Raw genomic sequence first — 13,008 nt, 5'->3', positions numbered from 1 at the left:
AACAAAGCAAGAAACTTTACAATTTGGTCAAAGGGCTGTAAAATTAATTGGCTTATGTAAAGCAAAGCGATGGGGGATTAAGAGAATGATCAACAATCATATCAATAATAAATTACTGTTGCTTCCTGAATTACCTGGATGCTATTTAATGAAAAACAGTGAAAAAGAAATTATTTATATTGGGAAAGCAAAGAATTTAAAAAACCGTGTCCGTTCTTATTTTAGGGGAACACATGAAGGCAAGACAGAGTTGCTGGTTAGAGAAATCGTCGACTTTGAAACCATTATTACCTCAACAGATAAAGAATCGCTTCTATTGGAAATTACACTGATCAAAAAACATCAACCCAAATACAATATTAAGTTAAAGCAAGGGACAAGCTACCCTTACCTTAAAATTACCAATGAACGCAATCCTCAATTGATCATTACATCTGAGGTTAAAAAAGATGGGGGACTTTATTTTGGTCCATATCCAAACGTCTACGCAGCGAGCGAGACGCAACATTTTATCCAAAAGATTTATCCGCTTCGAAGATGCAATGGGAACCAAAAAAGAGCGTGCTTGTATTACCATATGGGCCAATGCTTAGGCCCATGCGATCATGAAGTTCCGGTAGAGGAATACGAAGCACAAATTGATAATATCAAACGCTTTTTAAATGGGGAAGTAAAAGAAATAAAAAGAGAATTGCATGAAAAAATGTTAGAGGCTGCCAGTGAACAAGCGTATGAACGAGCAGCGGAATACCGCAATCAGATCCATTACATTGAAACAACAGTGGAAAGACAAAATATAATCACTAATGACCCAACAACACGGGATGTCTTTAGTTATTATATGAATAAAGGATGGATCTCTATTCAAGTCTTTTTTATTCGCCAAGCAACATTGATCAAACGAGAAGCCGCTATCTTTCCTTGTTACGATTCGCCGCAAGAAGAGTTAGCCTCTTATATCGTTCAATTTTATCAAGAAGAAAATCACATTGTGCCAAAAGAAATATTGGTACCTAAAGAAGTCGATACGGAAATCTTAGCAGAGATTCTAGGAGTCTCAGTCAAGGTTCCGATTAGAGGACGAAAAAAAGATATGTTGGATTTGGCTACTAAAAATAGTGAAATCACATTAAATGAAAAATTTAATTTGATTGAACTAGATGATCGAAAAACAATTGGAGCAGTAAAAGAATTATCGGCAGCGATGAATTTACCATTTATTAGCCGTATTGAAGCTTTTGACCACTCAAATATACAAGGAACAAATCCTGTGTCAGCCATGGTTTCTTTTGAAGATGGCCGTCCTGACAAAAGCAATTACCGTAAATATAAAATCAAAACCGTTCACGGAAGCAATGAATTAGCGACAACTGAAGAAGTCGTTCGGAGACGCTACGAACGATTGCTTAAAGAAAACTTGCCGTTGCCGGATCTGATTTTAATGGATGGCGGTAAAATCCAAGTAAACGCAGCTATCAATATCCTCGAAAATGAATTGGGATTGGCTATTCCTGTAGCCGGCATGGTGAAAGACGATAAACATCGGACATCATCGCTTATTTATGGAGAAAAGCATGAGAAAATCGAATTAAAACCAACCAGCCAAGCGTTTTATTTGGTGCAGCGGATCCAAGATGAAGTCCACAGATTTGCCATTACTTTCCATCGTCAATTACGCAGTAAAAATAGTTTGTCCTCAAAACTAGATCAAATCGAGGGCGTTGGACCAAAAACACGAACTAAAATTTTGAAACACTTTAAATCGTTAAAGAAAGCTAAAGAAGCAAGTGTGGAAGAAATCAAAAGTTTGGGTATTCCAATCAAAACAGCTGAAAGAATCAAAGCAGAATTAGATTAAGCTAAGAAAAACGCTCTTTTCTTCAATTTTCATTGTAGAAAAGAGCGTTTTTTTGTTCTGTTTTGTTAAATTTATTCAATTAATGCAGAAAATTATCCCTAAAAAGCCTGACATAAAGTATACTGTAAAAGGTAAAAATAATTGAATGAAAACTGAAAATTCGGGTAGGCCAGAATCATCTTTTTTTGTTTGAAATAGTAATAGGAGTGTCGAAATGTTTATTTTACAATTTTTAATTATTTTATTAGCTACAAAACTGGCGGGACAAGTCAGTATTCGTTTAGGGCAGCCCTCTGTTTTAGGGAAAATCATCATCGGGATCGTTATTGGTCCGGCTATGCTAGGTTGGATACAAGATACTGAAATTTTAAAAGTATTTAGTGATATTGGAGTTTTATTGCTGATGTTTTTAGCAGGTTTGGAAACGAATTTGACTGATTTGAATAAAAACAAAAAGTCTTCATTATTCGTAGCTGCTGGAGGGATTTTGTTTCCAATTGTCGGTGGGTTCATAGGAGGATACGGTTATGGTCTTTCTGTTGCTGAATCTATCTTCTTAGGTTTGATTCTATCAGCCACTTCTGTCAGTATTTCTGTACAGACATTGCGTGAGCTTGGCTGGTTGCAGAGCAGGGAAGGTTCTACCTTGCTAGGCGCCGCTGTAATAGATGATATCGTTGTTGTTATCCTATTGGCATTAGATATGAGCTTCTTTATGGGAACGAACGTTAATCTAGTTGTGTTACTAGTTGAAAAAATTCTGTTTTTTGTCATCAGTCTGTTGATTTCGAAATGGTTGGTTCCTACTTTTATAGGGCTGTTTTCAAAATTAAAAGTTACTGAGTCTTTGTTAAGCGGATCACTGATCGTCTGTTTTGCTTTTGCTTTATTTGCAGAATATTTAGGAGTAGCTGGTATTATAGGTACTTTTATTGCTGGGATTGCCATTGGACAAACAGAATATAAAAAAGAAGTTGAAAGCAAGATAGAATCGATTGCTTATGGTATTTTTGTTCCAGTGTTTTTTGCCAGCATCGGGATCTCTGTTTCGTTCATTGGACTAAGCAACCAAATCGTCTTTACGCTTGTTTTTTCAGTAATTGCGATTGCTTCAAAATTCGTGGGCGCAGGTTTAGGTGCTCGCTTGTCTGGATTCAATACCCACTCTTCAATGGGGATAGGGGCAGGAATGGTTTCACGAGGAGAAGTAGCTTTAATCGTTATCGCTATGGGATTAGAAAATCAGTTGATTCCTGTCGTTTATTATACGCCTATGATTATTGTGGTTATCATTACAACGCTTGTAACGCCGCCACTATTGAAAGTGTTTTTCAGCAAATAAATGATTAAGAATACGTTTTGTTTTCTAAGTTATAAAAAAAGTCAGCTCACAGAGCTGGCTTTTTTGGTTCTATCATTTTTGACGTTGATAAATGAGATGACTGTATGCTATAAACTTGAAATTTTTGGAGAAATAGTGGCTGCTTGCAGCTATGAAGAGGATTCAATGCGAATTACGAAGCGCTTATGCTTCGTTTGAGGCTTGAAAACCTGGAGACTATAAGGCTCCAGGAGATCCCATGGCCTTCAACAAGCAAAAACATAAGTTTCGGAGAAAATTCCAACTCCCTAAGAGTCACCCACACGATCTGACAAAGAGCTGTTTTTTAACGTACAGCTAAAAAGACTGAAGAGCCTGTATCATCTGTAATCAACACATTAGGATTAATTAATCCGCTTGCACCTTTTAAAACCAAAGTGTTTTTTTCTTTTTGGTAATTTAATGTCAATTGTTCATCTAAAAAGTCTAAACTCCAACCTTGAATCGGCAAGTCGCCTAACGAACTGGCGAGAGTTGTATCTAATTCAGGATCTTCTTGTTGGGTTAATTTTAAAGTGAAAATACCATTATTCCCGCAAACACAGCCAATCCGAGATTCATAGTAAACGACTAGTTTCCCTGGATTGAGAGTTTGTGCTTTTGAAATTCGTTGCTGTGCAGCTTCTGTTATTTCTAAAAACATATCAAACACTCCTTCGATACTCTTACTCTGCTACTCTATACAATAGTATCGCGGAAAAGGATGAAAGTCCACTGCAGCAGCTTAAAGAGTAGATTTTATCCTCATGATTAATAGGGTTTATTATTTTTGGTATGGGTAAGTGAAATGATTGCATTCTATAACCGTGAAATCATGGCGATATCCAAGGCTCTAGGAGGTTCCATGGCTTTCCACAAGCAACACGTAAGTTTCGGAGGAAATTTCAACACCTAAGAGAGTCGCCAACACGATTTAACAAAGCAGCCGTTTAATGATTAAAAAACAAATGAAAAAAGGTTCTATGGCACAAAACCATAGAACCTTTTTTGCTCCTGTGGAACAAAGGATTTTCTAAACTAAAATTTTATTTAAGAAGTCTTGAGTACGAATGTGTTTGGGATGATTGAAGATCTCTTCGGGCGTACCTTCTTCGACAATGTAGCCCCCATCCATAAAAATAACGCGGTCAGCCACTTCTTTAGCAAAGCCCATTTCATGAGTGACAACGACCATTGTCATCCCTTGGTTGGCAAGCACTTGCATGACTTCTAAAACATCCCCAACCATTTCTGGATCCAATGCACTCGTCGGTTCATCAAACAACATAATATCAGGCTGCATTGCCAACGCACGGGCAATGGCCACACGTTGTTTTTGACCTCCTGATAAAGAATTGGGATAATCGTCAACTTTTTCAGTTAAACCGACCGTTTCTAACAACCCTAGAGCTCTAGTTTTAAGTTCTGCATCGGTTTCTTTTTTTAATTCTTTAGGAGCCAAGGTAATGTTTTCTAAGACAGATAAATGAGGGAACAAATTGAAATGCTGGAAAACCATCCCAATATTTTCGCGCACTTTATTGATGTTTTGAGAAGGATCGCTTAAGTCATAATCGTCGATGATTACTTTTCCGCCTGTAATTTCTTCTAATTGATTTAAACAACGTAAGAAAGTACTTTTTCCAGAACCGGACGGCCCAATGATGCAGACCACTTCTCCTTCTTTGATCTCAACATTTAAATTTTTTAATACTTCTAATTGACCAAAACTTTTTTTAAGGTTTTCAACTTTTAATTTAGGCATTGTTCAACTTCCTTTCCAAGTAATTTGAAAATTTCGTTAGAGCAGTAATCACGATCAAATACATCAAAGCAACGATCAACCACATATCGCCAGATGAGAATGTCCGAGCAATAATGATTTTTCCGGTTTGTGTCAATTCAACGAGACCGATCACGGACAAGATAGACGTATCTTTTAACGTGATGACAAATTGGTTGATAAATGAAGGCACCATGATTTTGATAGCTTGTGGCAGCACTATTTTGCGCATAGAAAGGTTGTAAGGCAACCCTAAGCTGCGAGCTGCTTCCAGTTGGCCTTTATCAACAGCCTGGATGCCTCCGCGTACAAGTTCTGCAATGTAAGCAGCAGTATTTAAGCTTAATGTGATGATTCCGGCAACAGTGGCTGAAAGACGCAAGTCAAAGAGCTGCGGAATAGAAAAGTAAACAAAAAATGCTAAAACGATTAAAGGGATTCCGCGGAACAAATCCACATAAATAGAAGCGATCCATTTCAAAACCGTATTCGGTGAAGCGCTAAAGAGTCCCAAAACAACACCGACGATCGTAGCGATCACAAAAGCAATAAGCGTCAGCAATAAGGTCTGGCCTAATCCTTTTAAAAGTTCGCCGCTATTTTCTTTGATCAATGCGAAGAAACCCATATTAGATGCAGCAGCTGTAGAATTTTCGCCTAAATAAGTATCTAAAATCTCTTGGTATGTTCCGTTTGCACGGATATTGATCAATCCTGCGTTGAATTGTTCGATCAATTCGGGATTCATTCCTTTATTCACTGCAAAACCGTAATTATCGCCAGGTTCTGCTTCAGTCGGCAATTTTAATTTTAAACGGTCATTATTAAGTGCATAAGCCATGACTGGATAATCTTCAAAGGCGGCATCTGAATTACCAGCTTGAACATCCTCATACATATTAGCGGAGTCTTCAAAGGTATTCAGTTTAAATCCGTATTTTTTTTGAATGGACTCTGCAAAAGCAGATCCAGTCGTACCTGTTTTGACTGCAACTGTTTTTCCAGCTAAATCTTCGTAGCTGGTAATCTCGTCATCTGAAGCAGCAACGGCCATGACGACCCCGCTTTCAAAGTATGGATCAGAGAAATCAAAAGAAGCTTTACGCTCATCTGTGATACTCATTCCAGCAATCATTCCATCAATTTGGTTGGATTCTAAAGCTTGTAGTGCGGCACTGAATCCTAAAGGTTTTAATTCATATTCGAAACCTTGATCCTCAGCAATGGCATTTAAAATATCAATATCGATTCCAACGTATTCTCCATCGGCCGTTTGGTATTCAAATGGAGCAAAGGTTACATCCGTTCCGATAAGGTATTTTCCATCTGTTGTTTTTGCAGAAGCATCCATAGGATATGCCATTGAAAAACATACTCCTACTATCATCATTAGTGCGACCAAAAACATTGAGCGTTTGTGCTTTTTCATAAATTTCCCCTCCTGTATAAGTTATTATTTTAATTTAAAGTGAAGCCATTTGCAACTGCTATGTTATCTTGCTGTGTTAGGAAACCTGACATAAAAAAATAGGAATGAATCCTGAAAGACCATTTGAAATAAAAACCTATTTTAGGTATAGTTGTAAAAAGATTTTGAGGAGTGTGGAAAACAATGATCAGACCAGCTGTAAAAGAAGATATTGATCAATTGATAGCATTAGTTTGGATCGTATTAGAAGATATGGAGCTGCCGCTGCTCAAGCAAGCATCGGAAAATCGTTTGAAGGCGCTCATGAAAGAAGCTGTGCTGAATGAAAATTATCGTTATAGTTACCGGCGTGCAATCGTCTGTCTGCGAGATGGCAACATTGCAGGAACTGCTTTTGGATACAAAGGCGAACTGGAACCCGAAATAGACCAAGCATTTATAGAAGTCACGCAAGCAGCAGGATTGGAAGACGGCCATTTATTCCAAGATACAGAAACGCATCCTGGCGAATGGTATCTTGACACACTAGTAACCGATGCTGCTTATCGAGGACAGGGTGTGGCTACAGAATTGTTAGCTGCTCTTCCGGAGATCGCTAAAGCACAGGGTGAGACTCTTATCGGCTTAAATTGTGATCAAAAGAACCAACCAGCTAAACACTTGTACCAAAAAGCAGGGTACCAAAAAGTTGGAGAGTGTACGTTGAGCGGTACCGCATATGACCATATGCAACTCTCGTTAACTTAAAAAAGCTTCTGCTTTTGAAGATTTTCAAAAACAGAAGCTGAAATGAATGGTTTATATTGGTTGATAAAAGTGTCCTTTTGCGCGCTTGGCTGCAGCAGGCAAGCGTGTCAGAGTCAAGTGGTCTACAATGACCGCGATACACAAACAAATAGGAACGTCTTGGGATTGGTTAACGCTTAAAGCATAAAAATCACCAAAAGCTAAATATGCTTTTTCCATTGTCATAACGGGACGAGTCGGGTGATGGACACGATAATGGTGGTTATAAAAATCACCCGTTACGAGCCAATTTAACCGGCTGACTTTAAAATAAGGTCCTTTTATTCCAGGATGTTTTGTAATGGAAGCAATTTTTTTCCCGGCAACATAGACATCAAATTTAGGGAAAAGCGATAAGACCGTTTGCTTTACTTCGACCAGCAAGGTTCCATCCATTGCATAGAGTGAAAGCCCGTCACCGATTCTGCCCCATTTTCCAATAATAAGAAAGATGTCTTTTCCTTTTTCATCTTTAACGATAATTCGATTTTGAATAGATACATACGCTTGTTTCATATAAAGATGTACCATTTTTTAATCACCTCAAGTTGATCGTTCATTGTCGTTCGATTTGTCGTGAAGAGAAAAAACAAGCCCTTAGTTTTCTAATAAAGGACTGTTTAAAAAGACGAAAGAGTTAGTTATTTAACAAGATATAGGTTTCCTTAATTTCATTATAACAAAAATACTATAAAAAACGAAGGGGCCCAAAAATTACGCTACACTTGTTGGTTTCCTTTTTGTATACTAGGAACAACAAAGAACGAAAAATCGAAAGATAAAAAAGGAGAGTAAAAAAACATGAAAGCTATCGTAACGGTAATTGGAAAAGATCAAGTGGGAATCGTGGCCAAAGTTAGCCAAACTTTGATGGAGTTAAATATCAATATTTTAGATGTTTCGCAAACGATTTTAGATGGGTATTTTACAATGATGCTCATTTGTGAAGTTGGAACAGCAAATCAGCCTTTTGATGAAGTTAAATTACGGCTGCGTGCTACTGGCGAAGAGTCAGGCGTAAAAGTCACGATCCAAAAGCAAGAAATATTTGACGCAATGCATAAACTTTAAAGGAGGAAACCCGACTTGGAACCAACCAATATATTAGAGACGATTCGCATGATTGAAGAAGAAAAACTTGATATCCGTACGATCACTATGGGGATTTCGTTATTGGATTGTATTGATAGCGACGGTGAACGGGCTCGAAAAAAGATTTATGAAAAAATCGTCACACAAGCAAAAGACTTAGTAGCAACCGGTGAAGCAATCGAAGCAGAATATGGCATCCCAATTGTGAATAAGCGTATTTCAGTTACGCCTATTTCGTTGATTGCAGGAGCTTCAGCTGATGAGGATTACGTAGCCTATGCTAAAACATTAGATGCTGCCGCCAGAGAAGTAGGAGTAAACTTTATTGGCGGTTTCTCTGCGTTAGTGGACAAAGGCTACCACAAAGGGGACTCGATTTTGATTCGTTCTATTCCCCGTGCTTTAGCTGAAACAGAACGCGTTTGTGCTTCTGTTAGTGTAGGGTCAACGAAGAGCGGCATCAATATGGATGCTATTGCTCAAATGGGCGAAATCATTAAAGAAACCGCAGAATTAACGAAAGAAACACAAGGATTGGGCTGCGCTAAATTAGTTGTGTTTACGAATGCTGTAGAAGATAATCCGTTTATGGCAGGTGCTTTTCATGGTGTAGGTGAAGCGGATTGTGTCATCAATGTGGGGATCAGCGGTCCAGGGGTTGTGAAGCGTGCACTTGAAAAAGTGAAAGGCGAATCATTTGATGTGGTAGCAGAAACTGTGAAGAAAACAGCTTTTAAAATCACACGTATGGGTCAGTTGGTAGGGCAGCAAGCTTCGAAGCGGCTGAATGTTCCGTTTGGAATCGTTGATTTGTCACTAGCACCAACACCGGCAGTTGGCGATTCAGTTGCGCATATTTTAGAAGAAATGGGATTGGAACGAGTAGGAACTCATGGAACAACAGCAGCTTTAGCTTTATTGAACGATGCTGTAAAAAAAGGCGGTATCATGGCATGCGGACATGTTGGAGGTTTATCGGGAGCATTTATTCCGGTTTCAGAAGATATCGGTATGATCCAAGCTGTAGAAGCGGGAGCATTAACGATTGATAAACTGGAAGCCATGACCGCTATCTGCTCAGTAGGATTAGATATGATCGCTGTTCCGGGAGATACGTCAGCCGCTACATTAGCAGCGATGATTGCAGATGAAGCAGCAATCGGGATGATCAACAATAAAACGACTGCTGTACGTGTTATTCCGGCTCCTGGTTCAAAAGTAGGCGATCGAATCGTTTTAGGCGGCTTGTTGGGAACTGCACCAGTGATGGCGGTCAATCCTTTTGGGTCCTCTGATTTTATTGCCAGAGGGGGCAGAATCCCTGCGCCTGTACATTCATTTAAAAATTAAAATTCAACAAAAAAAGCATTTGAGACAATGAGAACCTTTGTCTCAAACGCTTTTTTTTATGGAGTACTTTTAAAGACATGGTTCAGGTCTTGAATAGCTTTGACTAATTCGTCGAGTTTTGTTTCCATTCGTTGGAGTAAAAACCAGGCAACAAAAATGGGGAAACCAAGACTGCCGATAATCTCAGCAATAACAGATAACCATTCCGTGTTCGCTTCCATTAGGACCGCTCCTTTCTTGAGAAGAGTGCCATCTCATTAAAGATAACGAAATGAAAACCAGCAGTGTCACCTATAGAGATACAAAAACAGCTCTTACCGATAAAGCGGCAAGAGCTGTTTTACATAAAATTCAACGAAGCAAATCATTGTTTTATTAAACGATTGCTATGGAACGTGCGTTAATCTTTTGATGGTACTGAAACCAATTGCTGATCCATGTCATTGCTGAGTGCCAATAAGACTGACTGAGCAACACCGTCATCATTGTTAGTAGCTGTCAGGTATTTAGCTTGCGCTTTGACGCCGTCTTCAGCATTTTCAACAGCCACACTGTAACCAGCTACTTTTAACATTGAGACATCATTAAAGTTATCTCCCAGAGCCATTACGTTTTCCATTGGGATGTTCCATTTTTCTGCTGCACGGGCTAAAGCAAGGCCTTTTTGAGCTTTGATGTGGTTGATTTCAATGTTGTTAATAAATGAAGCAGTAATGGCTAAATCACCGGTAGTAGCTAAATCATCTGCTAAAGGACTTAATACTTCTGGCCCATCTTCACTAAAAGTAATCATTTTTAAGATTTCGATAGAATCATTTTCTAATAGTTCTTCGTATTCAGCAACATAATTGATATTCATAATTTCTAAACGGGCAGCTGCCAAAACAACAGCCATTTTGAAAGAAGTATCTGGATTGGTTTTGTAAAGCAAAGAAGCAACTGACTCGATCCGTTTGGCTTTATTATCTGAATAAATACCATGTGAGGTAGTCATTTCACAGTAAAGATTCAAGTCTCTTGTTTTCTTCAAAATCGTGCGAACAGTGTCTTTCTCGATGCCGATATTTTCGATGACTTCGCCTTTTTCGTCATAGACTTGTGCTCCGTTTAAAGTGATGAGCGGACAAGAAATGCCGACTTCTTCTAATAATGGTTTAGCTTCTGTGTATCCACGGCCAGTGGCGACCATAAAACGAATGCCTTGTTTTTGTGCTTCCAAGATAGCTTTAGCATTCGTTTCTGAAATGACCATACGTCCATTAAGTAATGTTCCATCCATATCCGATGCAATAAGTTTAATCATGATTGTTTTTCCTCCTAAGATTCATTTGTCCTTTTTAGTTTACCATTATTCAATCAAAAAAAGTATGAATAAAGTTTTACCGTACTTAAACTGCTGCTTAGGTAAAGTAGTCGAAATACTTGTACGAGATTAAGAACTTTAGTACGATGAACAAGAAAAGATAAAGAATGGAGGCTATATTTTGACTATACCGATTAAAAATGACTGGGCGCCGATTTTAAACCAAGCGAGTTTGACTCCTGCTTATCAAAAACTGAGACAGTTTTTGGCAAAAGAATACCAAGAAGAAACAGTTTACCCAGCAATGGATCAAATCTGGGAGGCATTTGAGTGGACGCCGTATCATGAAGTCAAAGTAGTGATCTTGGGACAAGACCCTTACCATGGTCCGCATCAAGCTCATGGCTTGAGTTTTTCTGTACAACCTACAGTGAAAGTTCCACCATCGCTTTTAAATATTTATAAAGAACTAGAAAGTGATTTAGGCTATCCTCCAGTAAAACACGGTTATTTAAAATCTTGGGCGGATCAAGGCGTGTTATTGTTGAATACAGTGTTGACCGTACGCAAAGGAGAAGCTCATTCACACCGGAATAAAGGGTGGGAACAAGTAACAGATATGGTGATACAAAAGCTGAACGAACGAGAAACCCCTATGGTATTTATTTTATGGGGAAGTCCATCGATAAAGAAACGAGCCTTGATTGATGAACAAAAACATACAGTCATTACTTCGCCGCATCCTAGCCCGTTATCTGCTTACCGAGGATTTTTTGGATCAAAACCATTTTCGAAAGCCAATGCTGCGTTGATTCGAATGGGGCAAGAACCGATTAACTGGCAGCTGCCGGAGGAAGTCTAAAATTCTCCAAGCGGTTATATGAGGGATATTTAAAAACTGTACTAACGCAAAATGGATAGCAAATGAGAAAAGCGATGAAATATAGAGTTTATTTAGAAAACAGGCTCAAAAAACTGTTATTTTCTGACATAAGATAGTATGATAGAAGAGAAGTAAAAAACACAAAACGTGGAGGGAATTAGCGTGGAATTATTTGATAGTTTAAAATTTAACATCGTTAGAAAAAATATCCGAATTGTTTTTCCAGAAGGAACAGAGCCTCGTATTATTGGAGCAGTTGTTCGTTTACAATCAGAAGAATTGATTCACCCGGTATTGCTTGGTAACCCGGCAGAAATTAAAGACATTGCTAAAAAACGCGGTTTTAATGTCGATAACATCGAAATCATTGATCAAAACAATTATGAAGGCCTGGATGAAATGGTCGCTGCATTCGTTGAGCGTCGTAAAGGAAAAGTTTCAGAAGAACAAGCAAGAGAGTTGCTGAAAGATGAAAACTATTTCGGAACGATGTTGACCTACATGGGCAAAGTTGAAGGATTAGTCAGTGGAGCGGTTCATTCTACAGGTGATACTGTTCGTCCTGCTTTGCAAATCATTAAAACAAAACCAGGTGTGAGCCGGACAAGTGGCGCATTCATTATGTTGCGTGGACGCGATAATGAAAAATACTTGTTCTCAGATTGTGCTATCAACGTAAATCCAAATGCTCAAGAATTAGCTGAAATTGCTGTTGAAAGTGCTAAAACGGCTGAATTATTTGGCATTGACCCTAAAGTGGCAATGTTAAGCTTTTCAACTATGGGATCAGCAAAAGCTGAAGAAGCAACCAAAGTCGCTAAAGCAACTAAAATTGCTCAAGAATTAGCTCCACAATATGAAATCGACGGTGAATTACAATTTGATGCTGCTTACGTAGCGTCTGTTGGACAACAAAAAGCACCTGATTCAAAAGTTGCAGGTCAAGCAACAGTCTTTGTATTCCCTGAATTACAGTCTGGGAATATCGGCTACAAAATTGCCCAACGTTTTGGTAACTTTGAAGCTATTGGACCTATCTTGCAAGGATTGAATAAACCAATTTCTGACCTTTCACGTGGTTGTAACGAAGAAGATGTTTATAAACTAGCGATCATTACAGCTACTCAAAGCTTAATGAACTAAAAAAAAGTGATGCTTTCTTTA

The 13,008-nt window shown here is 38.5% G+C and carries 13 protein-coding genes; 7 read left to right on the top strand and 6 right to left on the bottom strand.

The features are described 5' to 3' along the window. Nucleotides 1–85 precede the first annotated feature (85 nt). Nucleotides 86–1,858, top strand: coding sequence for an excinuclease ABC subunit UvrC (uvrC, locus tag JHE06_RS09930; RefSeq protein ID WP_058919202.1), 1,773 nt, complete (start codon nucleotides 86–88; stop codon nucleotides 1,856–1,858). A gap of 214 nt (nucleotides 1,859–2,072) precedes the next feature. After that, nucleotides 2,073–3,200: a cation:proton antiporter gene (locus JHE06_RS09925; RefSeq protein WP_201088660.1), complete on the top strand. Its 1,128-nt coding sequence runs from the start codon at nucleotides 2,073–2,075 to the stop codon at nucleotides 3,198–3,200. 325 nt (nucleotides 3,201–3,525) lie between these two features. On the opposite strand, the gene JHE06_RS09920 is transcribed toward JHE06_RS09925, so the two are convergent. The 3 genes from JHE06_RS09920 to JHE06_RS09910 form a co-directional block, all read right to left on the bottom strand. Beyond that, on the bottom strand, nucleotides 3,526–3,882 hold the full coding sequence (locus tag JHE06_RS09920) for an iron-sulfur cluster biosynthesis family protein (RefSeq protein ID WP_201088659.1): 357 nt from the start codon (nucleotides 3,880–3,882) through the stop codon (nucleotides 3,526–3,528). 369 nt (nucleotides 3,883–4,251) lie between these two features. Then, nucleotides 4,252–4,983 (bottom strand): amino acid ABC transporter ATP-binding protein, encoded by a 732-nt coding sequence (locus tag JHE06_RS09915; RefSeq protein ID WP_201088658.1) that lies wholly within the window; start codon nucleotides 4,981–4,983, stop codon nucleotides 4,252–4,254. Further along, nucleotides 4,976–6,430, bottom strand: coding sequence for an amino acid ABC transporter substrate-binding protein/permease (locus JHE06_RS09910; RefSeq protein ID WP_201088657.1), 1,455 nt, complete (start codon nucleotides 6,428–6,430; stop codon nucleotides 4,976–4,978). Before JHE06_RS09910 ends, JHE06_RS09915 begins: the two co-directional genes overlap by 8 nt. A gap of 183 nt (nucleotides 6,431–6,613) precedes the next feature. Between JHE06_RS09910 and JHE06_RS09905 the strand changes: the two genes are divergently transcribed. Further along, nucleotides 6,614–7,177 (top strand): GNAT family N-acetyltransferase, encoded by a 564-nt coding sequence (locus tag JHE06_RS09905; protein WP_201088656.1) that lies wholly within the window; start codon nucleotides 6,614–6,616, stop codon nucleotides 7,175–7,177. Nucleotides 7,178–7,228: 51 nt separating this feature from the next. Here JHE06_RS09905 and JHE06_RS09900 read toward each other — a convergent pair whose 3' ends face one another. Next, complete coding sequence (locus tag JHE06_RS09900; protein WP_058919196.1) at nucleotides 7,229–7,747, bottom strand: LURP-one-related/scramblase family protein; 519 nt, start codon at nucleotides 7,745–7,747, stop codon at nucleotides 7,229–7,231. Nucleotides 7,748–8,017: 270 nt separating this feature from the next. On the opposite strand from JHE06_RS09900, the gene JHE06_RS09895 reads away from it, so the two are divergent. Both JHE06_RS09895 and JHE06_RS09890 read left to right on the top strand, forming a co-directional pair. Then, nucleotides 8,018–8,287, top strand: coding sequence for an ACT domain-containing protein (locus JHE06_RS09895; RefSeq protein ID WP_058919195.1), 270 nt, complete (start codon nucleotides 8,018–8,020; stop codon nucleotides 8,285–8,287). Between the two features lie 15 nt (nucleotides 8,288–8,302). Then, nucleotides 8,303–9,658: a PFL family protein gene (locus JHE06_RS09890; RefSeq protein WP_201088655.1), complete on the top strand. Its 1,356-nt coding sequence runs from the start codon at nucleotides 8,303–8,305 to the stop codon at nucleotides 9,656–9,658. A 56-nt stretch (nucleotides 9,659–9,714) separates the two neighbouring features. Here JHE06_RS09890 and JHE06_RS09885 read toward each other — a convergent pair whose 3' ends face one another. Together JHE06_RS09885 and JHE06_RS09880 are read right to left on the bottom strand one after the other, a co-directional pair. After that, nucleotides 9,715–9,879 (bottom strand): YvrJ family protein, encoded by a 165-nt coding sequence (locus JHE06_RS09885; protein WP_082664202.1) that lies wholly within the window; start codon nucleotides 9,877–9,879, stop codon nucleotides 9,715–9,717. Nucleotides 9,880–10,058: 179 nt separating this feature from the next. Next, a complete protein-coding gene (locus tag JHE06_RS09880) occupies nucleotides 10,059–10,961 on the bottom strand; it encodes a Cof-type HAD-IIB family hydrolase (RefSeq protein ID WP_201088654.1) in 903 nt (300 codons plus the stop codon). Nucleotides 10,962–11,142: 181 nt separating this feature from the next. Between JHE06_RS09880 and JHE06_RS09875 the strand changes: the two genes are divergently transcribed. Both JHE06_RS09875 and pta read left to right on the top strand, forming a co-directional pair. Then, nucleotides 11,143–11,823 (top strand): uracil-DNA glycosylase, encoded by a 681-nt coding sequence (locus JHE06_RS09875; protein ID WP_201088653.1) that lies wholly within the window; start codon nucleotides 11,143–11,145, stop codon nucleotides 11,821–11,823. Between the two features lie 183 nt (nucleotides 11,824–12,006). Continuing rightward, entirely contained in the window at nucleotides 12,007–12,987 is a 981-nt protein-coding gene (gene pta / locus JHE06_RS09870) for a phosphate acetyltransferase (RefSeq protein ID WP_201088652.1), read from the top strand. The last annotated feature ends 21 nt before the right edge of the window (nucleotides 12,988–13,008 follow it).

Origin of the sequence: Carnobacterium sp. CS13 (assembly GCF_016653495.1) — a bacterium.
Classification (GTDB): domain Bacteria; phylum Bacillota; class Bacilli; order Lactobacillales; family Carnobacteriaceae; genus Carnobacterium_A; species Carnobacterium_A antarcticum.
The sequence above is the reverse complement of the archived record's forward strand: the minus strand, read 5'-3'. Positions and strand labels throughout refer to the sequence as shown.

What these genes read in the sequence shown, in the direction of transcription:
- JHE06_RS09885 (WP_082664202.1), bottom strand. Translation starts at nt 9,879, where the DNA reads ATGGAAGCGAACACGGAATGGTTATCTGTTATTGCTGAGATTATCGGC.
- JHE06_RS09905 (WP_201088656.1), top strand. Translation starts at nt 6,614, where the DNA reads ATGATCAGACCAGCTGTAAAAGAAGATATTGATCAATTGATAGCATTA.
- JHE06_RS09925 (WP_201088660.1), top strand. Translation starts at nt 2,073, where the DNA reads ATGTTTATTTTACAATTTTTAATTATTTTATTAGCTACAAAACTGGCG.
- JHE06_RS09915 (WP_201088658.1), bottom strand. Translation starts at nt 4,983, where the DNA reads ATGCCTAAATTAAAAGTTGAAAACCTTAAAAAAAGTTTTGGTCAATTA.
- uvrC (WP_058919202.1), top strand. Translation starts at nt 86, where the DNA reads ATGATCAACAATCATATCAATAATAAATTACTGTTGCTTCCTGAATTA.
- JHE06_RS09895 (WP_058919195.1), top strand. Translation starts at nt 8,018, where the DNA reads ATGAAAGCTATCGTAACGGTAATTGGAAAAGATCAAGTGGGAATCGTG.
- JHE06_RS09920 (WP_201088659.1), bottom strand. Translation starts at nt 3,882, where the DNA reads ATGTTTTTAGAAATAACAGAAGCTGCACAGCAACGAATTTCAAAAGCA.
- JHE06_RS09900 (WP_058919196.1), bottom strand. Translation starts at nt 7,747, where the DNA reads ATGGTACATCTTTATATGAAACAAGCGTATGTATCTATTCAAAATCGA.
- JHE06_RS09880 (WP_201088654.1), bottom strand. Translation starts at nt 10,961, where the DNA reads ATGATTAAACTTATTGCATCGGATATGGATGGAACATTACTTAATGGA.
- JHE06_RS09910 (WP_201088657.1), bottom strand. Translation starts at nt 6,430, where the DNA reads ATGAAAAAGCACAAACGCTCAATGTTTTTGGTCGCACTAATGATGATA.